At 70.5% G+C, this 20,821-nt stretch carries 18 protein-coding genes; 5 read left to right on the top strand and 13 right to left on the bottom strand.

The features are described 5' to 3' along the window. Window positions 1–3: 3 nt before the first annotated feature. The gene (locus O7616_RS05085; RefSeq protein WP_282305804.1) at window positions 4–1,317 is read right to left on the bottom strand and encodes a PLP-dependent aminotransferase family protein; all 1,314 of its coding nucleotides are present in this window, start codon (window positions 1,315–1,317) and stop codon (window positions 4–6) included. Between the two features lie 297 nt (window positions 1,318–1,614). Between O7616_RS05085 and O7616_RS05080 the strand changes: the two genes are divergently transcribed. After that, on the top strand, window positions 1,615–2,280 hold the full coding sequence (locus tag O7616_RS05080; protein WP_088987047.1) for a GNAT family N-acetyltransferase: 666 nt from the start codon (window positions 1,615–1,617) through the stop codon (window positions 2,278–2,280). Between the two features lie 12 nt (window positions 2,281–2,292). On the opposite strand, the gene O7616_RS05075 is transcribed toward O7616_RS05080, so the two are convergent. From O7616_RS05075 to murJ, 7 genes are all read right to left on the bottom strand, one after another. Beyond that, window positions 2,293–3,456, bottom strand: coding sequence for an N-acetylmuramoyl-L-alanine amidase (locus O7616_RS05075; protein ID WP_282305803.1), 1,164 nt, complete (start codon window positions 3,454–3,456; stop codon window positions 2,293–2,295). A 158-nt stretch (window positions 3,457–3,614) separates the two neighbouring features. Next, entirely contained in the window at window positions 3,615–3,938 is a 324-nt protein-coding gene (gene trxA, locus O7616_RS05070; protein WP_088987049.1) for a thioredoxin, read from the bottom strand. Between the two features lie 31 nt (window positions 3,939–3,969). Beyond that, on the bottom strand, window positions 3,970–4,920 hold the full coding sequence (gene trxB / locus O7616_RS05065) for a thioredoxin-disulfide reductase (protein ID WP_282305802.1): 951 nt from the start codon (window positions 4,918–4,920) through the stop codon (window positions 3,970–3,972). Window positions 4,921–5,103: 183 nt separating this feature from the next. Further along, on the bottom strand, window positions 5,104–6,114 hold the full coding sequence (locus O7616_RS05060; protein ID WP_282305801.1) for a hypothetical protein: 1,011 nt from the start codon (window positions 6,112–6,114) through the stop codon (window positions 5,104–5,106). After that, entirely contained in the window at window positions 6,111–6,851 is a 741-nt protein-coding gene (sigM, locus tag O7616_RS05055) for an RNA polymerase sigma factor SigM (protein ID WP_282307537.1), read from the bottom strand. The genes O7616_RS05060 and sigM overlap by 4 nt, the downstream gene beginning before the upstream one ends. A gap of 43 nt (window positions 6,852–6,894) precedes the next feature. Then, entirely contained in the window at window positions 6,895–8,505 is a 1,611-nt protein-coding gene (locus O7616_RS05050; protein WP_282305800.1) for a protein kinase family protein, read from the bottom strand. A 445-nt stretch (window positions 8,506–8,950) separates the two neighbouring features. Then, window positions 8,951–10,699, bottom strand: coding sequence for a murein biosynthesis integral membrane protein MurJ (gene murJ / locus O7616_RS05045; RefSeq protein WP_282305799.1), 1,749 nt, complete (start codon window positions 10,697–10,699; stop codon window positions 8,951–8,953). 126 nt (window positions 10,700–10,825) lie between these two features. Here murJ and O7616_RS05040 point away from each other — a divergent pair, with 126 nt between their 5' ends. Beyond that, entirely contained in the window at window positions 10,826–12,286 is a 1,461-nt protein-coding gene (locus O7616_RS05040; RefSeq protein ID WP_282305798.1) for a CCA tRNA nucleotidyltransferase, read from the top strand. 56 nt (window positions 12,287–12,342) lie between these two features. Here O7616_RS05040 and O7616_RS05035 read toward each other — a convergent pair whose 3' ends face one another. Together O7616_RS05035 and O7616_RS05030 are read right to left on the bottom strand one after the other, a co-directional pair. After that, a complete protein-coding gene (locus O7616_RS05035) occupies window positions 12,343–13,878 on the bottom strand; it encodes an SPFH domain-containing protein (RefSeq protein ID WP_282305797.1) in 1,536 nt (511 codons plus the stop codon). A gap of 28 nt (window positions 13,879–13,906) precedes the next feature. Then, window positions 13,907–14,449, bottom strand: coding sequence for an NfeD family protein (locus O7616_RS05030; RefSeq protein ID WP_282305796.1), 543 nt, complete (start codon window positions 14,447–14,449; stop codon window positions 13,907–13,909). A 161-nt stretch (window positions 14,450–14,610) separates the two neighbouring features. Here O7616_RS05030 and O7616_RS05025 point away from each other — a divergent pair, with 161 nt between their 5' ends. Next, window positions 14,611–15,090: a methylated-DNA--[protein]-cysteine S-methyltransferase gene (locus O7616_RS05025; RefSeq protein ID WP_282305795.1), complete on the top strand. Its 480-nt coding sequence runs from the start codon at window positions 14,611–14,613 to the stop codon at window positions 15,088–15,090. A gap of 269 nt (window positions 15,091–15,359) precedes the next feature. Here the strand turns inward: O7616_RS05025 and O7616_RS05020 are convergent, their stop codons facing one another. Continuing rightward, window positions 15,360–16,439, bottom strand: coding sequence for an inositol-3-phosphate synthase (locus O7616_RS05020; protein ID WP_282263558.1), 1,080 nt, complete (start codon window positions 16,437–16,439; stop codon window positions 15,360–15,362). 23 nt (window positions 16,440–16,462) lie between these two features. Then, the gene (locus O7616_RS05015) at window positions 16,463–17,101 is read right to left on the bottom strand and encodes a PadR family transcriptional regulator (RefSeq protein ID WP_030331823.1); all 639 of its coding nucleotides are present in this window, start codon (window positions 17,099–17,101) and stop codon (window positions 16,463–16,465) included. 175 nt (window positions 17,102–17,276) lie between these two features. On the opposite strand from O7616_RS05015, the gene O7616_RS05010 reads away from it, so the two are divergent. Further along, entirely contained in the window at window positions 17,277–17,723 is a 447-nt protein-coding gene (locus O7616_RS05010) for a DUF5318 domain-containing protein (protein ID WP_282263560.1), read from the top strand. Between the two features lie 139 nt (window positions 17,724–17,862). Here O7616_RS05010 and O7616_RS05005 read toward each other — a convergent pair whose 3' ends face one another. Continuing rightward, on the bottom strand, window positions 17,863–18,591 hold the full coding sequence (locus O7616_RS05005) for a hypothetical protein (RefSeq protein WP_282305794.1): 729 nt from the start codon (window positions 18,589–18,591) through the stop codon (window positions 17,863–17,865). Between O7616_RS05005 and O7616_RS05000 the strand changes: the two genes are divergently transcribed. After that, window positions 18,557–20,788 (top strand): transglycosylase domain-containing protein, encoded by a 2,232-nt coding sequence (locus O7616_RS05000; RefSeq protein WP_282305793.1) that lies wholly within the window; start codon window positions 18,557–18,559, stop codon window positions 20,786–20,788. The genes O7616_RS05005 and O7616_RS05000 overlap by 35 nt on opposite strands. The last annotated feature ends 33 nt before the right edge of the window (window positions 20,789–20,821 follow it).

Below are 20,821 nucleotides of genomic sequence, written 5' to 3'. Positions count from 1 at the left end.
GCATCATGCCAAGTCGGGCCCTGGCACGTCGGAACCGGCCCGGCCGCGCCGGCCGGTGGCACCGCCCACGGCGCCGAAGACCCGGCGCATCGCCATCTCCTGCTCCATCACGCCGGACAGCCGGCGGACGCCCTCGCGGATCCGCTCCGGCGGCGGGAAGCTGAAGTTGAGGCGCATCGCGCCGGTGCCGGTGCCGTCGGCGTAGAAGCCGGTGCCGGGCACGTAGGCGACCCGGGCGGCGATCGCTCGCGGCATCATGGCCTTGGAATCGAGCCCGTCGGGCAGGGTGGCCCACACGAAGAGACCGCCGGTCGGGGTGGTCCAGCTGGTGCCCTCGGGCATCAGGTCGGTCATCGCGTCGAGCAGGGCGTCCCGGCGTTCCCGGTAGACCTCGCGATAGACCTTGAGCTGCTGCCGCCACGGCATCGTGCCCAGGTAGGTGGACACGGCCGCCTGGGCGTAGCCGCTGGGGCAGAGGATCTGCGCTTCGCTGGCGATGACCAGCTTGTCGCGGACCGCGTGCGGGGCGAGGATCCAACCGACCCGCAGCCCGGGGGCGAAGGTCTTGGAGAAGGTGCTGAGGTAGAACACACCATCCCGGCGGCGGGCCCGCAGGGGTGCCGGCGCCTCACCCTCGAAACCCAGCTGACCGTACGGGTCGTCCTCGACGACGAGCAGTCCGGCGCGTTCGCAGATGTCGAGCACCCGTTCTCGGCGCTCCTCGCTGAGCGTCACACCGGTCGGGTTCTGGTAGGTCGGGATCGTGTAGAGGAACTTCACCCGGCGTCCGGCCCGGGCGAGATCGGCGATGGCGGCTTCCAGCGCCTCGGGGACGAGCCCGTCCGCGTCCATCGGTACGTGCACGACCTGCGCCTGGGCGGCCTGGAACACGCCCAGCGCACCGACGTACGTCGGCCCTTCGGCGAGCACGACGTCACCCGGGTCGAGGAAGAGCCGGGCCACCAGGTCGAGCGCCTGCTGCCCGCCCACGGTGACCACCACGTCCTCCGGGGAGGCGCCGCACGCGGCGTCGATGCCGGAGAGCGCCATCACCTCGCAGATCCGCTCGCGCAGCTCGAGTGTGCCCTGGCCGATGCCGTACTGAAGGGTGCTCACCCCGTGCTCGGAGCCGAGCCGGCCGAGCATCTCGCCGACCGCGTCCAGCGGCAGCGCGGCGATGTAGGGAGCACCACCGGCGAGCGAGACGACCTCCGGGCGGCTGGCCACCGCGAACAGTGCTCGGATCTCCGAGGCGGTCATCCCGCGTACCCGCCGGGCGTACCGGTCGGTGTAGTCGTCGAGCGTCGTGCCGGTCATGACCTCACCTCGATCGCTGCTCGGGTGGCTCCCGCCCCGGGTACCCCACCCGCCGGTGACCATGGCGGCGCGGGGTGCCGATTGTCGATCCTAATCCTTCAGGGCCCGGCTGCCGGGGCGCCGAGACGGATCGACCACATGGCGGACCCTCCCTCGGCGTCCCCCGGTGAGGTGGGCATCTGCGCGTCCCCTCCCGGATCGCCGATCGGCGGCGTACGATCGCTCGTCGGGGGCAGGAAGGCGGCGCTGTCGTTCCATGCCGGTCTCACCACCGAGCCTATTGTGGGGATGCGCCATATGTCGCGACGTCTGGTCAGCCTGACCCTCGACACGTTGGAAGACCTGCCCAGCCCGTGCCGGCAGTGCGTCTACTGGGAGCTCGACCCGGTCTCCGCCGACCGGGCCTGCGCCGCTGGTGATCCGGGCCTGGAGAAGGAGGCGTGGGTCTCCCAGACCCTGTTGGAGTGGGGCTCCTGCGGCAAGCTCGCCTACGTCGACGGCATGCCGGCCGGTTTCGTGATGTACGCCCCGCCCGCCTACGTGCCCCGCTCGATGGCGTTCCCGACGTCACCGGTCTCCGCCGACGCGGCACTGCTGATGACTGCCAACGTGGTCGCCGCGTTCGCCGGTGGCGGGCTGGGCCGGATGCTGGTGCAGGGCGTCGCCCGGGACCTGACCAAGCGGGGGATCAAGGCCATCGAGGCGTTCGGTGACGCCAAGTTCGGTGACGCCGACGATCCGTCGGGTGGCTGTGTGGCACCTGTCGACTTCTTCCTGTCGGTGGGGTTCAAGACGGTACGCCCGCACCCGCGCTTCCCCCGGCTGCGTCTCGAGTTGCGCACCGCGCTGAGCTGGAAGTCCGACGTCGAGTACGCGCTGGAGAAGCTGCTCGGCTCGATGAGTCCGGAGACCCTGCTCCGGCCGGTTCGTCCCGCCCCGGCGACCCGTTCCACCAACGGCTGAGCCGGGCGACGATCAGTCGACCACCGTGCCGGCGGTCACGACCGCCCGCAGCTCACTGACGTCCAGCGAGCCGGTCGGGACGTCCCGTTCGATCGGGTAGTACATCCGCTGCACCGCGGCCACGATCGCCTCCACCACCCGGTCCCGGAACCGCGGGTCGACCAGTTGGGCGCGGTCCGTGGGTGAGGTGAGGTAGCCGACCTCGACCCGGACGGCGGGCATCCGGGTCAGTCGTAGCAGCTCCCAGGTCTTGGCGTGGGTACGGCAGTCCCGCAGCCCGGTCCGTGCGACGATCTCCCGCTGCACGAGACCGGCCAGGCGTTCACCGGTCGCCGAGGTCACCCCGTTGTCGGTGCCGTAGTGGTACGTCGCGACGCCCTCCGCGTCCGGGTTGGCGTGGCCGTCCAGGTGCAGTGAGATGAACACGTCGGCACCGAGTGAGTTGGCCAGCAGAGCCCTCTCGGTGTCCGGTAGGCAGCTGTCCGGTGACGGCCCCCTGGTGAGCTGCACCCGCACCCCCGACGCGGCGAGTCGTCCCTCCAGCCGGCTGGCCAGGTCGTGCACCAGGTCCGCCTCGGTCCAGCGAAGCGAACCGTCGGGCACCACCATCCCGGGGTCGGTGCCCCCGTGCCCGGGGTCGATGACCACCGTCTTGCCGACCAGCGCGGGCCCGGACTGCCGGATCGCGTCGGACTCGCGGAGCCACTGCGGGCGGCCACCGACCACCTTGCGGCCGATCCGGCGCAGCGCGTTCATCGTGTGTGGGCCGCAGGCGCCGTCGGGGGTGAGCCCCACCTCGCGCTGGAACTGGGCGACCGCGCGGGCGGTCCGGATGCCGTAGATGGAGTCCGCCCGGCCCACGTCGTACCCCATCTCCAGTAGCCGTTCCTGGAGCGATCGGACGTCCTCGCCGGTGAGCGGCTCGGGGACGGCGTGGTAGAGGGTGCGGGCGCCGAGCCGCCACCGGGCGGCGTCCAGGGCGCGCCAGGTCTCCGCACCGACCCGGCCGTCCACGCTGAGCCCACGGGACTGCTGGAAGGCGCGGACCGCCCGCTCGGTGTCGAGGTCGAACTCGTCGGCGTGCGTTCCGGCGGCGGCGAGGAGGTCGAGGCTGAGAAGGATGGTACGGATCTCCGTGACCGCTGGTCCCCGGTCACCGGGTCGGATCGGACGCACGCACGACCCCCTCTGCACGACGCTGGCTGGCCGGGCGGCCTCGCTTGAGGCTATGCGCTCCGGGGCGGCGAGGTGGCGGGGCCAGGAAAAACAGCCCGGGGAACGCCGAACCCCGCACCCGGCGAGCGGGTACGGGGTTCGGTTGGTGCTTCTGCCGGTCAGAGGGCCGACTGGATGAGCCGGACCAGCTCGCCCTTCGGCTTGGCGCCGGCGATCGACTGCACCGGCTGGCCGTTCTTGAAGACGGTGAGCGTCGGCACCGACATCACCCGGTAGGCCCGTGCGGTCTCCGGGTTCTCGTCGATGTTGAGCTTGACGATGGTGACCTGGTCACCCATCTCGCCGGCGATCTCCTCGAGCAGCGGCGACACCTTGCGGCAGGGGCCGCACCACTCGGCCCAGAAGTCCACCAGAACCGGCTTGTCGGCCTGCAGCACGTCAGCGACGAAACTCTTGTCCGTTACCGCCTTGGTATTTCCCACTATGCCCCTCCTCCGGGATGTGTTCCTTGGTTCAGCCGAGCGTCGCGATGAACCGTTCGGCGTCGAGCGCGGCGGCACAACCGGTGCCGGCCGCGGTGATCGCCTGACGGTAGGTGTGGTCGACCACGTCGCCGGCGGCGAACACGCCGGGCACGTTGGTGCGGGTGCTGGGAGCCTGGACCTTGACGTAACCCTCGTCGTCCAGCTCGACCTGGTCGCGGAACAGCTCACTGCGCGGGTCGTGGCCGATGGCCACGAAGACGCCGGTCACGTCCATCACCTTGGTCTCGCCGGTGTGCACGTTGCGGACCCGTACGCCGGTGACCTTGCCGTCGTCGCCGAGGATCTCCTCGACGGTGCTGTTCCACTCGACCTTGATCTTCTCGTTGCTCAGCGCCCGGTCGGCCATGATCTTGCTGGCCCGGAACGAGTCGCGGCGGTGGATGATCGTGACCGAGTCGGCGAAGCGGGTGAGGAAGGTGGCCTCCTCCATCGCCGAGTCACCTCCGCCGACGACCACGATGTGCTGGTTACGGAAGAAGAAGCCGTCACAGGTGGCGCACGCGGAGACGCCGTGACCCAGGTATTCCTGCTCACCGGGCACGCCCAGCGGACGCCAGGCCGAACCGGTGGAGAGGATGACGGACTTGGCCCGGTAGGCGGTCTCGCCGACCCAGACGGTGCTCACCGCGCCGGAGCCGAGGTCGCCGGTGTCCACCAGCTCGACCCGGGTCACGTCGTCGGTGAGGAACTCGGCACCGAACCGCTCGGCCTGCTTGCGCATGTTGTCCATCAGCTCCGGGCCGAGGATGCCGTCGGCGAAGCCGGGAAAGTTCTCCACCTCGGTCGTGGTCATCAGGGCACCACCGGACTGCACGCCCTCAATGATCAGCGGCTTCAGGTTGGCGCGCGAGGCGTAGACCGCCGCCGTGTAGCCAGCCGGCCCGGAGCCGATGATGATCAGGTTGCGGACCTCGTCCACTGCCGTCTCCCGAGTTGTGTGTGTTCGGCGTCGGCGCGAGCACCGATGCCGATCCGAGTCGCCGACGCCTGGGTGGGGCCGGCAGCTGACTTCCAGAACGTCATCGTACGAACCGGGGATTCCCGAGCCGGGCATCCGGTGGGTCAGGTCACGTGGGCGGCCATCGCGCCATCGACCGTGGATTCACCCTACCCGCGACGAATACCGGCTGTCCGAGCCGGACCCGGGCACGCCGCACTCCGGACCACTCACCCAGGCCCACCGGGCCCCGGTCGCGTCGGTGAAGCGGATGACCAGCGCCGGCTCGCCCTGGAACCGGGCGTAGTCCAGCAGCTCGACCACCAGCGGGCCGTTCCCGTGCTCCGCCGTCACGCTGGTCAGGCAGGTCGTCAACGCGGCCTCGTCGGTCAGCCGGGTCAGCTGCTCCGACCCGTCGGGCGAGGGACGGCGGCCGCCCTCGGCGTCCACCTCCGGCGCCGTTCCAGGCGCGGTTCCGGTCGCTCGGCTGGGAGTCGGAGCACTCTGCATACCGACGCCCTGGTCGTTGCCGAGGATCTGCGGGGTGTAATCCGTACCGCTGCGCAGTGTCGGCCCGGTGGTGCGGGCCGCGTCGGCCCCCGCGGGGTCTGCGGGCGCGTTGGCCGGCCGGTCGAGGGCGCTGGTGCCGCTGGTGTCCTGTGAGACGCTCCTGGAGAGTTGGGTGAGGCCGAGCGCGACAGCTACGACGGCGACCGCGCCGGCGGCCACCGGTCCGCCGCGGCGGACCCATTCGCGCCACCGCCGACCAGGCCCGGTGGATGCACGACGCCCCGACCTGGCCATCGTGGGGGTGACCGGGCGGCGGCCGCCCTGGGCCGGTACGACAGCTCGCGTCACCGGGTCGCCGCCCGTGTCGGCCTCGTGCCCGGTGTGCTCCGGCACCGGGTCGCCGGATGTCGGCTCCGCGACGGACAGCGCGGCGGAGATGCGGTCGACGATCGCCTGCGGCATCTCCGGTGCCGGCTGGGCCCAGCGGGCCAGGCTCGCGCTGACCTCCGTCAACGCGGGTGCCAGCTGCGCGTACGCCTCGACCCAGGCCGGGTCCGTGGACACGAGTCGGGCGACTTCCTCCTGCTGCGGGGTGCCGTCCAACGCCCCGCCGAGGTAGTCAGCGAGGAGGTCGGCGTCGACCTCCCGGAACCCCTCGGTCGTCACGTGTCCTCCTGGTTGGCGTCCCGCCGGAACCGGCTCGACCTCGATCCGACGCCCTCTGCCGGGCCCGGGTTCCCCGGCGTGACGCCCGGCACGTCTCGGATCGGGAGGGCCGGATCCGCTCGGGGCGGGAGGGCCGGATCCGCTCGGGGCGGGGGCGCGGCGGCCACGGTGGGGCGCAGGTGCCCGAGCATCACCGCCAGTCGGGCTCGACCCCGGGCACACCGGCTCTTCACCGTCCCCTCGGCGACGCCGAGGATGCGGGCGACCTCGGCGACCGCGTAGCCCTGGACGTCCACCAACACCAGCGCCGCGCGCTGTTCGAGGGGCAGTGCGGCGAGCGCCTCACGGACCACCAGCGCGGTGTCGTGGTCCGGGGCCGCGGCGGCCGGCTCGGGCCCGCCGACACCTGAACCGTCCTCGGTACGGTTGCCGTCCGGCAGCGGCACGGTGGGGTGTGCCTGCCGGCGGCGGATCCGGTCCAGACAGGCGTTCACCACGATGCGGTGCAGCCAGGTCGTGACGGCCGAGTCGCCCCGGAACCGGGCCGCGGCCCGGTGCGCGGACAGCAGCGCGTCCTGCAGAGCGTCGGCTGCCTCCTCGCGGTCACCGAGGGTGCGCAGGGCGACGGCCCAGAGCCGGTCGCGGTGCCGGCGGAACAACTCGGCGAAGGCGTGCGGGTCACCATCGACATGAGCACGCAGCAGCTCCAGGTCGGTGGCTGCCGCGTCCTCGTCCATCACCATGTCCAGCGGTTGCGGTGCCCGGACGACAGTGCCGGGTTCACGACCCCTGGACCGTGATCTCCTGCACCCCCAGCTTGAACCCACCCTCGGACGGTGGCAGTTCGGTGATCCAGAACAGCAGGTACTGGTATTTCTTGTCGGCGTCGAAGCCGTTGAACGTCATCGTGGTGCCGTCATGGTCCTCGAACGGCTGCCCGATGGCGGTCTTGTAGTTCGCCACCAACTGCTTGTCACCGTTGGAGCTGGACGGCGGGTTCGTCGTGCCTGCGAAGAGTTGGGCGGATGCGCCGGTGGCGGAGAGCACCGCCTGCACCGACTTGACGCTGTGCGGCTCGCCCAGGTCGAGCCAGACGCCCATGCCCTTCTTGAGGTTGCCGAAGTTGGGCCGGTTCTGGTACGTCTCCGTCTCCCAGCCCTTGTCCTCGTCACCGTCGATCACCTTCGCGGCGCCGTCGACCTCACTGCGGTCCTTGCTGTCCGGGTCGATGATCCGGACGTCCTTGACCGCCAGCTTGCGCACCTCGTTCCCGGCCGGGGTGGCGTCGCCGGCCGGAGCGCTGGACGTGGGAGCGGGGGGCTGATCGGCCTGCGAGCCCTTGTCGCCGTCGTCGCCCAGGGTGCTGATCCCGATCAGGAGACCGACCAGGGCGACCACCAGCAGACCAGCGATGCCCAGGGCGACCTTCCGACCTCCGGCAGCGGCCAGCGGCGACGGCTCGTCGCCGGTCTCGGCGGCGAACCGCAGCGGCCCGCTGTTGTCGAGGTAGTGCTCCTCCTCGGCCGGCACGTCGAGTCGGGCCAACTCGGCGGCGAGCACGTCGGAGGACGGCGGAGCGATCTGCGCGTCGAGCAGATCCATCGTCAGGTCGTCCAGGTACGCGGGCACGCCCGCACGGACCTGGCGGGGCGCTGCGAGGGCACCAGTGGCGTCCCGAACGGCGTCCGGGATGGCGGCGCGGCCGTGACCGGCGGTGGCGCCGCGCAGCGGTGCCTCGGCGTGCGGCCAGTAACCGGTCAGGGCGAAGTAGAGGACGCCGCCGACCGCCCGGATGTCGTTCTCCTGGCTGTCGTCGCCGTCGGTGCGGGCGTCCGCCAGGACGACTCGGCCCTCGTCACTGATCATGACGGTGCCGGGGTGGACGTTTCCGTGCACCATGCCGGTGGCGTGCACCGCGGCGAGGGCGCTGGCAACGGCGTTGCCGATCGCGGTGGCCCGGGCCGGGTCCAGGGGGCCCTCGGCGGTCAGGTCCCGCAGGGACTGCCCGTCGACCCACTCGCGCACCACGTACGCCCGGTCGGCCTCGTCGATCGCGTCGTAGACGCCGACCAGGTTCGGGTGGATGACCCGGCTGGCCGCGACGGCGGCCTGAAGCATCTCGGTGGCGGAGTCGCCACCCGGGTAGCGCAGCACCACCGCGACGGGACGGCGCAGGATGACGTCGACCCCGCGCCAGACCAGCCGACCCGCGCTGTCGTTGTTGATGTGCTCAACCAGCTCGTACCGCTCGGCGAGGACTTCACCGGCCGTGGGAGCACCGAAGGTCATGACCGGAGGAGCGCTTTCGTCCGCCTCCTGACCCTCGCCGACCTGGGTCACCCGTCCTCCCTCGGTGATCGTGTCGATCGATGGACCCGCACTGCTGGGCATGTGGCTTCCCGCTCTGCCGTTGAAGGAACCGGCCGACCGGTGTCGACGCGCAGCGTCGGCCCCTGCCGTACCCGTCGAGAGCGACCTTACCCGGGTTGCCCGTCTCCCCGACATGTCATCTTCCCGCCGCATCTGGCGGGTGCCCGGCAGTCGGAGAACTCGTCCGGTTACGACCGTTGTCAGCCACGTTGCTGGCACATGTACTAGCTAATCTACGGCTTCACCGCAAGTGACCGACGCCGGGGCTGGGCTGGTGGGACGCTCCCAACAACCGATGGGTTCCCACCGATCGGCCCGCCACGCTCAGCCGTACGGTTGGTTATCCACAGGCCGATGCGGTGGTTGACCGGCGAATCGCGGAGTTATCCACAGGTGCATCCCCAGCCTGGTGATCCGCAGTGACGTTCTGTATGTGTGTCAACTTGTTGTGATCGGTTGCTGGCGATCAGCGACCGACGCGACGTCGGACCATGCCGACCACCTCGGTGATCTCACTTATCCGCAGCAGCATGGCCAGACCCAGGTAGGTCCCGCCGATCACCGCTCCGCCGATCACCAGTTGGATGACGGCCTGGGCCCAGCTCGGCGTTTCGCCACCGGGCAGCAGGTTGATCACGAGCAGGCCGACCAGCGCGGCGCCGAGCGCGGCGACCAGGACCCGGCCCAGGGTCCGCATGATGTGGCCCAGCCCGATCCGACCGACCCGTGGACGGAGCAGCCAGGCGGAGCCGATCGCCGCCGCCAGATACGAGACAGCGTTACCGATCATCATCCCGGCCGCCGCGAAGTGGGGGGCGAACGCGGCGAACAGCACGATCTGCACGCCGATCCGCAGCGCCACGACCGGAATGTTGATCAACGCCGGGGTGCGGGTGTCCGGCAGGGCGTAGAAGGCGAAGGTGAAGAGCTGACTGATCGCGAACGGCACCAGAGCGAGCGCGGCCAGCAGCAGCACCAGCGAGGTGTCGGCGGCGTTCTCGTCGCTGAACGCACCGTAGCGGAACAACACCACCGCCAGCGGAGTGGCGAGCACGGCGTAGCAGACGGCGATCGGAGCGAGCACCGCGGAGACCGTCCGGGTGCCCCGGGACAGGTCGGCGGCCACGTCGGCGTAGCGGCCGTCGGCGGCGTTGGCGCTCATCCGGGGCATCAACGCGGTGATGATCGAGACGGCGATGATGCCGTGCGCCATCATCAGCAGCAGGAAGACGTTGTTGTAGATCAGGGCGCCGGCGTCTCCGTCGCCCGCCCGGTTGAGCAGGTTGAACAGCACGATCAGGCCGACCTGGCTGACCGCCACGTAGCAGAACATCCAGCCGCCGAGCCGGCCCAGCTCACGCAGGCCGAGCGCGCGGAAGTCGAAGCGGAGCTTCCACCGGAAGCCGACCTTGCGCAGCGCCGGCAGCAGGCCGGCGGCCTGGATCGCGACACCGAGCAGGGTGCCACCGCTGATCAGGAGGATCCGGCCGGTGGTCATCTCGTTCGGCTTCACGATCTCCGCACCGAAGATCGCGATGTAGAGGCCGGCGGTGGCGATCACCACGATGTTGTTGAGGATCGGCGCCCACATCGGGGCGGCGAAGTGACCCCGGGTGTTGAGTACCGCGCTGACCAACGCGCTGAGGCCGGTGAAGAAGATCATCGGCAACATCAGGTACGACAGCTTGGTGACCAGCTCCTGGTAATCCGCTCCGCGGTTGTCGCTGGTGTAGAGCTGGGTCAGCAGGCTGGCCGCCAGCACGGCCAGCAGGGCTGCTCCGGCCAAGGTCAGCACCGCGAGGGTCAACAGCCGCTGGGCGTACGCCTGGCCGCCGTCGGTGTCGACCTTGCGCCGACGGACCAGCACCGGGATCAGCACGCTGGTGAGGATTCCGCCGAGCAGGAACTCGTAGACCATTCCCGGCAGGATCTGCGCGGTGGTGTAGGCGTCACCGACCAGCGCCCCACCGAGCGCGGCGGTCAACACCAGCGTCCGCAGGAAGCCCGTGCCTCGGCTGACCAGGCTGCCGATCGCCATCACCGCGCTGTTGGCCGCCGCGCTCGCCTCGCCCACCTGCTCCTGCGGCGGCGCGGTCGACTCCAGGGCCGGCTGGTTCAGCGGCTCGGCGGAGATGAAGGTGGCGCCGTCCCCGGGACGGATGCCAGGGCCGCCGTCGTTCGCGGCGTTGGCGCTGCGGTAGAGCCCGCCGCTCATCTCCAGCCTCCCAGGGGTACGTCGGGTCGGACACCGACCCGCACGTCACAGACCATAGTCAACCCCCGCCCGTTACCCGCGCCCGGCGGATCGGATCACACCCCGGCCCGATAAGCTGGCGATCCCATGTCCGAAGCCTCCGCTCCACACGCCGCCGACCGCCGCGAACTCACCGCCGCGCAGCGCAACGCCGTCGCCGAACTGCTCCGAGTCTCCCCGGTCGCCGACGAGTTGGGCCGCCGCTTCGTCCGCGCCGGTCACGAGTTGCACCTGGTGGGCGGTTCGGTTCGCGACGCGCTGCTCGGCCGACTCGGGGACGACCTCGACTTCTGCACCGACGCGCACCCCGACGAGACGCTGCGCATCCTCAAGGGCTGGGCCGAGTCGATCTGGGAGACCGGTCGCGAGTTCGGCACCATCGGTGCGCAGCGCGACGGTCTCCGGCTGGAGATCACCACGTTCCGTGCGGAGTCGTACGACCAGATCAGCCGCAACCCGGTGGTCGTCTACGGCACCAGCCTCGACGAGGACCTGAAGCGGCGGGACTTCACCATCAACGCGATGGCCGTCAGCCTGCCGGAACACCGGTTCACCGATCCACACGGCGGGTTGGACGACCTGTCGGCCAAGGTGATCCGTACCCCGAGCACCCCCGGTGAGTCGTTCGGCGACGACCCGTTGCGGATGCTGCGGGCCGCCCGGTTCGCCGCCCAGCTGCGCTTCGCCGTGCACCCGGACGTGCACCGGGCGATGACCGAGATGTCGGCGGACCTGGACCGGATCACCGCCGAGCGGATCCGCGACGAGTTCACCAAGCTGCTCTGCGGCTCCGATCCGATCACCGGTCTGCGGCTGCTCGTCGACACCGGGCTGGCCGAGCGGTTCCTGCCGGAGCTGACCGGGTTGAAGCTGGAGATCGACGAGCACGCGCAGCACAAGGACGTCTACGAGCACACCCTGACGGTCGTCTCGAACGCCGTCTCCCACGAGGACGACGGGTGCGACTTCGTCCTGCGGATGGCCGCCCTCCTGCACGACGTGGGCAAGCCGGCGACGAAGGCCGTCGGGTCCGACGGCCGGGTCAGCTTCCACCACCACGAGGTGGTCGGCGCGCGGCTGACCAAGGCCCGGATGAAGGCCATGCGGTACCCGAAGGAGATCACCGCGAAGGTGACCGCGCTGGTCGCGCTGCACCTGCGCTTCTACGGGTACGGGCGGGGCGAGTGGACCGACTCGGCGGTACGCCGCTACGTCGCGGACGCCGGTGACCTGCTGCCCCGACTGCACAAGCTGACCCGCTCGGACTGCACGACCCGCAACCGGCGCAAAGCCGCGCAGTTGGCCGCGGACTACGACGCACTGGAGGAGCGGATCGCCCGGATCGCGGCCGAGGAGGACCTGGCCCGCGTCCGCCCCGACCTGGACGGCAACGCGATCATGGAGCTGCTCGGCGTACCGCCGGGACCGGTGGTGGGTCGGGCCTGGAAGCACCTCAAGGAGCTGCGCCTCGAACACGGCCCGCTGGACCGTGACGCCGCCGAGGCCGAGCTGCTGCGCTGGGCCCGAGCCGAGGGCCTGGTCGACTAGCTGGATCTGACGGGCGCCGCCCCCGAAGCGGGGGCGGCGCCCGTCGGCGTACGGCGTCAGCGGGTCTCGACGGCGGTCCCGTCCACGGCCGGGGTGCCCTTGCCGGTCGAGGTGCCCTTGCCGGTCGGGGTGGACGCCGAGCCGAGCCGGGCCAGCAGACCGGCCAGGTCGATCCCGGTCAGGTCGCTGCCGAGTTGGAGCCCCTGGGCCACGTTGCCGGCCACCGACTTCGTCAGCGACGACGCACCGTCGGTGGAGATGACAGTCATCTTGTCGATCGCCCCGATCGGCGCGCTGGCTGCCTCCACCACCTGCGGCAGCACCCTGACCAGCAGGTCCAGCACCGCCGCCTCGCCGTACGCGGCGAACGCCTCGGCCTTGCGCGCCATCGCGTCCGCCTCGGCCTCACCCTTGGCCAGGATGGCCGCCGCCTCGGCCTGACCCTCCCGCTCCACCGCCTCGGCGATGGCGGAACGCCGACGCTGCTCGGCCTCACCCTCCTTGGCGCCCTCGATCGCGTTCGCCTCGGCGAGCGCCGCACGCCGGGCCCGCTCGCCCTCACCGGTGAGCCGCGCCTGTTCGGCGGCGGCCTGCGCGGCGGCGATCACCGACTGCCGCTGCGCGTCCGCGTGCAACACCGCCGCGTTGCGCGACGCCTCCGCCTCCTGCTCCACCTTGTACCGGGCCGCGTCAGCCGGCTTACGCACCTCGGTGTCGAGTTGGCGCTGCTTGAGTTCGGCGTTGCGCTCGGCGACCTTCTGCTGCTCGGAGAGGATCGCCTGGTCCCGTTCCGCCTGCGCGAGCGGGCCGGCGGCGGCGGACTTCGCCTTCGCCGCGTCGATCTCGGCCTGGATGCCGGCCTGCTTGAGGGCCAGGTTCCGGTTCGCCTCCGCGATCGCCTCCTCGGCGAGCAGCCGCTCCTGCTCGGCCTGCTGCCGGGCCCGCGCCTCGGCGATCGCCGCGTCCTTGAGCACCCGGGCGGCCTCCGGTCGACCCAGGTCCTGCAGGTAGGAGCCCTCGGCGAGGATGTCCTGGAGCTGGAACGTGTCAAGCACCAGACCCTGGTTGGTCATCGAGTGCTCGGCCTCCTCGGCCACGGCGCTGGCGAACGCCGCCCGGTCCCGGATGACCTCCTCGACGGTGAGCCGGCCGACGATCGAGCGCAGCGCGCCGGCGAGCACCTCGCGGGTGAAGTTGTCGATCTCGTCCTGTTGGTGCAGGAACCGCTGGGCGGCGGCCCGGATCGCGTCCTCGGTTCCGCCGACCTTGACGATCGCCACGCCGTGCAGATCGGCACGGATGCCCTGCTTGCTCACCGCACCCCGGATGCCGACGTCGATCCGTCGGCTGGACAGATCCAGGGACTGGAGCTTCTGCACCACCGGCAGCACGAACACCGACGCGCCCAGCACGACCTTCTGCCCGGAGGTGTCGGTCGACCGTCCGCCGTCGGCGGTCTGCGTGGTGCGGCCCTTGCGACCGGTGACGATGAACGCCTCGTTCGGCCCGGCCACCTTGATTCGGGAGAGCACGAAGAGCACCAGGATGAGCGCGAGGAGGACCGCGCCGCCGATGGCGATTAACAGGGCCATATGGAAGTCCCGTCTACGAGGGGGTTGATCAGTAGGTCTCGACGTGCACGCTGGTCTCGCTGAGCGCCTGCACGACGAAGACCTGGGCGCCGATCGGTATGGGCTGGTCCGCACGGGCGCTGAGCTTGACCGGTTGGCCGGCGAGGCGGATCCGGACCTCGCCGTACCCGTCGACCGGCACCGGTGTGACGACCAGGCCGAGCGCGCCGACCAGGTCGTCCCGGGTCGGGGTGGGGTCGGTGCGCATGTTGCGCGCCGCCCGGCTCAGCCGGGAGGCCAACCATCCGGTGGGCACGGCCGCGAGCACGCCGCCGACCACCGCGCCGACGACCATTCCCGGGGTACGCGCACCGAGCAGTTCGTTGACGATCGCCGCGCCGAACCCGAATGCTCCGGCGAACCCGGCCACCGTCTCGACCGAGATCGGGCCGTCCACGTCGGCGTGCCCGAACTGGAACAGTTCGGTGCCGAGCAGGGCGAGCGCGAGCACCCCGATGCCCGCCCCACCGATGATCAGAAAGATCAGCGTCCCCGTTGCCACGACCTGCACGGTATCGACGTGGCGCAACATCCAACGGTCGCGCTCGACGCGGAGATGATCTTTTCGGGGCTGATCGAAACGCGCCGAACGGGCCGCGGCGAAGGAGGCGACCCGGGTCGCCGAGCAGTGGCGTTCGACCCGACGCTGGTAGCCGTGCCGGCAACGTCGCCCGGGTCGGGGAGAATGAGCTGATGCGCTGGACAGTGCTCGACTCACCGATCGGCGAGTTCTCCGTCGCCACCGACGGCACGAACGTCTGCGGCGCCGCCTTCGGCCGGGTCGAAGCAGCCGTCGATGAGCCCGGCGACGCGTTGTCCCAGCAAACCGTGACCGAGCTGCGGGCGTACTTCGCCGGTGAGCTGACCGCGTTCGGCATCCCGGTGTCGATGCCCCGGGGCTCCGCCTTCGAGCGGGCGGTGTGGCGGGAGATGACCCGAATCCCGTACGGGGAGACGCTGACGTACGGCGAGGTGGCGCGCCTGGTCGGCGAGGTCGGGGCGGCGCGGGCGGTGGGAGTGGCCTGCAACCGCAACCCGGTCCCGGTGCTCGTGCCGTGTCACCGGATCGTCGGCGCGGGCGGCAAGCTGGTCGGCTTCGGCGGGGGCCTGCCGCGCAAGATCAAGCTGCTGGAGTTGGAAGCCGCTGTCGCCCTGCGGCACGCGTGGTCCTAGACCGCCTGGCCGATGTCCCCGCGTGACCGCCGCCGGCGGCGGTCCGACGTCGCCAGCGGACGACCGCCTAGATCCACTCCAGTTCGCCGAAACGGCGGTATCCGCCTGGCCGGGATACCCCGACATCGCCGAACCCGAGTCGATCAAGCCCGTCGGCATCACGAAACCTGACAAACGCCCACCCGGCGACCTGCGACTGTGGTTGAAACGCGGCGAGGGCCGGGTCCGTTCGGACCCGGCCCTCGCCGGTGCTGGTGGTGTTCAGCGGGTCAGCGCGCGACCTCGCCGGCGATGAACTCCTCGACGGCCTGGTGGGCGTCGTGGTCGGCGTACTGCACCGGCGGGGACTTCATGAAGTACGACGACGCCGACAGGATCGGGCCGCCGATCTTCCGGTCCAGGGCGATCTTCGCGGCGCGGACCGCGTCGATGATGACGCCGGCCGAGTTCGGCGAGTCCCACACCTCGAGCTTGAGCTCGGCGTTCAGCGGGGTGTCACCGAACGAGCGGCCCTCCAGGCGGATGTACGCCCACTTGCGGTCGTCCAGCCACGGCACGTGGTCCGACGGGCCGATGTGCACGTCGCTCTTGCTCATCTCGTGCGGGATCTGCGAGGTGACCGACTGGGTCTTCGAAATCTTCTTCGAGACCAGCCGCTTGCGCTCCAGCATGTTCATGAAGTCCATGTTGCCGCCGAAGTTGAGCTGGTACGTGCGCAGCAGCTCGACGCCCCGGTCCTCGAAGAGCTTCGCGAGGGCGCGGTGCACGATGGTCGCGCCGACCTGGCTCTTGATGTCGTCGCCGACGATCGGCAGGCCCGCGTCCTCGAACTTCTTGGCCCACTCGGGGTCGGAGGCGATGAAGACCGGCAGGGCGTTGACGAACGCGCAGCCGGCGTCGATCGCGGCCTGGGCGTAGAACTTGGCGGCCTGCTCGGAGCCGACCGGGAGGTAGCAGACGACGACGTCGACCTGCGCGTCGCGCAGCGCCTGCGCCACGTCGACGGGCGTGGCGTCGGACTCCTCGACGATCTCGCGGTAGTACTGGCCCAGACCGTCGAAGGTCGGGCCGCGCTGCACGCTGACGCCGGTCGGCGGCACGTCACAGAGCTTGATGGTGTTGTTCTCGCTGGCGACGATCGCCTCCGCGAGGTCCATGCCCACCTTCTTGGCGTCCACGTCGAATGCCGCGACGAACTCCACGGCGTTGACGTGGTAGTCGCCGAAGGCGACGTGCATGAGACCCGGGACGCGGTCGTTCGGGTCGGCATTCCGGTAGTACTCGACGCCCTGAACCAGGGACGAGGCGCAGTTACCCACACCGACGATGGCGACGCGGACGGAGCCCATAGCGTCTGCCTCCTTCTTTTCTGTCACGGCCGCTCATTCCTGGTCTCTCCAGGCGGAGGCGGGCTGTTGTCTTCTCGTCGGCCGCCGGCTGTCCCGATGTTCGGGACCGTCGGGGCTCGGCCGGAGCGCTCGTTGGCGATGAGCTCCTCCAGCCAGCGGACCTCGCGCTCACAGGCATCAAGACCGTGGCGCTGCAGTTCCAAGGTGTAAGCGTCGAGGCGCTCGGCCGCCCGGCCCAGCACGTCGCGAAGCCCTTCGCGACGCTCCTCGATCTTGCGGCGGCGACCCTCCAGAATGCGCAGGCGGGTCGCCTGGTCGGTCCGGGCGAAGAACGCGAAGTGCACCCCGAAGCCCGTGTCGTCGTACGTCTCGGGCCCGGCCTGTGCGATGAGCTGGGCGAAGCGTTCCTTGCCCTCCGCGGTGATTTTGTAGACCACCCGACCTCGTCGGCTGGTCAGCGCGGGAACCTCCTCGGCAGTGGCGGGCGTCTCGGCAGCTTCGGTGATCCATCCCGCCGCCTGCAACCTGCGCAGGGTCGGGTAGAGCGAGCCGTAGCTGATCGCCGCCCGGATCGCGCCGAGTTTGGCGGTCAACTCCTTGCGCAGCTCGTAGCCGTGCATCGGAGACTCCTGCAGGAGGCCGAGGATGGCGAACTCGAGCACTGGCCGCCCTCTCTTTACCCTCCGGCTTGAAGTGGTAACCGCCGCGATGTATCGGACCGATACATCGCACGTTAGCGGCTCGCACCGGCCAGGGCAAACCCCCTCTCCGAGATGTCATCGTCACGGATCGTGAGCGTGGTCGCCTGCTCGGGCCGGACCGCGTACCCTTCTCCGCATGCGTACGCAGCGCCAGGTCGTCGACTACTCGCTCCAGAAGCGAGCAGTGCTGCGTGAGCTTCTGGCGGGCCGGGTCGGCACGTACGACGTCTGCGACGCGTCGCCGTACCTGAAGAACGCCGCCCGCTTCCACGGTGAGCCGACCGACCGACGCTGCCCGATCTGCCGCAGCGAGAACCTGACCCTCGTCCACTACATTTACGGCGACGAGCTCAAGCAGTCCGCCGGACAGGCCCGGACACTCGCCGAGTTGCCCGTGCTGGCGATGACGCTGCGTGAGTTCCAGGTCTTCGTGGTCGAGGTATGCCTCGGCTGTGACTGGAACCATCTCGTCGAGCAGTACCTGCTCGGCCGGGACGGACTGACCGGCGACGGCGACGGCACCGGCGAGCCGGATGTGGCGGCCGAGGTTGCGGGTCGGCGGAGGCGAGAGGCGCAACGGTGAACGCAGCAGGTTGGACCGGCCCCGGGGCCGTAGACGAAACCCGGGACGGTCGACCGCTCGTTAGTCCGATTAGCCCGATTGATACTGCAAGTACCACGGTGAACCGGCACCCCCGTGCCGGCGTCCCGGGTGAAGCAACTCACGGCAACCCGGTGGCGGCGCAGCAGCGCCCCACCGCGACCGGCAGGGTGTGAGGAATGAACTCGTACGGCGATCCCAGTTCTGCGCGCGGACGGGCCCAGTACCCGGGCCCGGACGGTGACCCCGGACCGGGCGCGGCCGACGCGTACGGTCGATCCGGCGGCGACTCCCGCGCCGGTGGCTGGTCGGCCTCGGAGGGCGGCGCGGCGACCCCGGGCCGTGCCTCGGTGACACCACGCGCAGCCGGCGGGCGGGCCACTGTCGGCGGATCCGCCTCGGTGCCGCGCGGCACCGCCGCGGCGGCCGGTTCCGCCTCGGTGGGTTCGGCGACCCCGGGGCGCTCCGGGCGGGCGTCGGTGCCGGTGTCGCCGGCACCGGGCGCGGCAGCCGGACGCGCCGGCGCGGGCCGGGCCTCGGTGCCCGTGTCCCCGGCGCCCGGTGCACCGGCGGGTCGGGCCGCGGTCGGTGCCGCCGCCGTCGGTGCGGCCTCGGTCGGCACCGCCTCGGCGGGCCGGGCCAGTGTCGGCTCCGCGTCGGTGGGTGGCCGTGCCGCCGTCGCACGGGCGAGCGTCTCACCGGTCTCCGGTGGCCCTGGAGGCCCTGGTGGTCCCGGCGGACCCAACGGGCCGGGCCGGAGTGGCCGTGGCGCGGGTGACTCGGGCGCCGCCGCGCGGGCGAAGAAGCGCAAGCGGATGAACCTGATGATCGCCGCGTTCGCGGCCTTCATCATGCTCGCCGGCGTCGGTGTGGTCGGGTTCACCTACTACTCGACCAACGTGGTCATGCCCGACGAGTTGCCGTTGCCGCTGTCCACCACGGTCTACGCCAAGGACGGCAAGACCGCGCTGGCCAAGCTGGGCAGCGAGAACCGCACCTTCGTGACCATCAACCAGATCCCGAAGCACGTGCAGGACGCGGTGGCGGCAGCCGAGGACCGCAACTTCTACCGGCACTCGGGCGTCGACTACAAGGGCATCGTCCGAGCGGGCTGGAACAACATCTCCGGTGGCGACAAGCAGGGTGCCTCGACGATCACCCAGCAGTACGCCCGCAACGCGTTCGAGAACCTCCAGGACGACACGTACGGCCGGAAGGTGAAGGAGGCGATCCTCGCCTCCAAGCTCAACGACGCGTACAGCAAGCCGGAGATCATGCAGCACTACCTCAACGTGATCTACTTCGGGCGCGGTGCCTACGGCATCGAGGCCGCGGCGCAGACCTACTTCGGCAAGTCCGCGAAGGACCTCAGCGTGGGTGAGGGCGCGGTGCTCGCGGCGGTCATCAAGCAGCCGGTGGCGAGCGACACCCACAAGGGGTTCGACCCGGCGGTCAACCTGCCCGACGCCAAGGCGCGGTGGGACTACGTGATCGGCGGCATGAAGAAGGAAGGCTGGGTGGACGCCCCCGGCCGACCCGCGTCGCCCACCGAGTACCCGAAGGTGCTGCCGCCGAAGAAGGGCGGCAACGGGTTCGGTGTCGACAGCCCGCGCGGCAACGTCATCAACTACGTCCGGCAGGAGATGGACGCGATGGGCCTCTGCTCCGACACCGGAGCGGAGGGCAAGGTGAGCTGCGTCGACGCGCTGCGCGACGGCGGCTACCGGATCACCACCACCATCGACCCGAAGTTGCAGACCGCCGCCGAGAACATCGCGATGCAGTCGAAGAAGGGCTCCGAGCTCAACGACCAGCCGAAGAACCTGATGGCGGCGATGGTGTCGATCGACCCGAAGAAGGGTCGGGTGCTCGCCTACTACGGCGGTGACAGCGGTGCCGACTTCGACTACGCCGGCAAGAACACCGACAAGAACGGTGACCTGACCGGTGGCCACCAGCCGGGCTCGTCGATGAAGGTGTACACCCTGGCCGCCGCGATCGAGGCCGGCATCTCGGTCAAGTCGCACTGGGACCCCACGCCGTACAAGCCCGAGGGCTCCGCGGTCGCGATCGGTAACGCCGGCCGCACCAATCTCAAGTGCGGCAAGTGGTGCACCCTCGAAGAGTCGACGGTCCAGTCGTACAACGTGCCGTTCTACTGGGTCGCCGACACGATCGGCGCCGGCAAGGTGGTCGACATGGCCCGCAAGGCCGGCGTGACCACCATGTGGGGCGTCGACCCGCCGCAGGCCTTCGACCTGTCGAAGAAGGGCCCCAACCCGTTCGACAACTACACCGCCTTCGGCAAGTACCCGATCACCGTGTTCGACCACGCCAACGCCATGGCGACGTTCGCCAACGACGGCAAGTACATCAAGGCCCACTTCGTCCTCAAGGTCGAGCAGCAGGAGAAGGACACCGGTAAGTGGAAGGTGGTCGGCAGCGAGCGCATCAAGCCTGAGCAGCGGATCTCCAAGAAGGTCACCGACGAGGTCACCGCCGTCCTGAAGCAGATCCCCGGGGCCGGGTCGAACAACATGTCGCTGGAGAGCGGCCGTCAGGCCGCCGCCAAGACCGGCACCTGGGAGTACGACAAGGACGACAACTCGCACGCCTGGACGGTGGGCTACACCCCGCAGAACGCCACTGCGGTATGGGTCGGTAGCAAGGACCCGAGGAAGCCGGAGATCCGGCTCGCCAGCGGCAAGGACATCGGTGGTTCGACGCTCCCCGGCCCGATCTGGGAGAAGTTCATGAACGCCGCCCTCAAGGGCCAGGAGGAGATCCCCCTGCCCAGCGTCACCGGCGAGGGTGACGTCACGAAGGGCAACGGCAAGGAGCCGGTGGCCCCGCCACCGCCGCCGGGCGGCCAGCCGGGCGGGCCGCAGTGCGACCCGCTCACCGACCCGTTCTGCCCGCGTGGCGGTCTCCCCGGCGGTAACCCCGGGGGCAACCCCGGCGGGAACCCAGGTGGTAATCCCGGTGGCCCGGGAGGCGGTGGTGGCGGCGGTGGAGTGCTGCCCGGCCTACCGCCCAACCGAGACTGACCCGTACCCTCCGCACACCGCCGCCGGCCGGAC

This window comes from Micromonospora sp. WMMD964 (genome assembly GCF_029581455.1).
Taxonomy (GTDB): Bacteria; Actinomycetota; Actinomycetes; order Mycobacteriales; family Micromonosporaceae; genus Micromonospora.
This window is presented reverse-complemented; position numbering and strand designations above follow the sequence as displayed.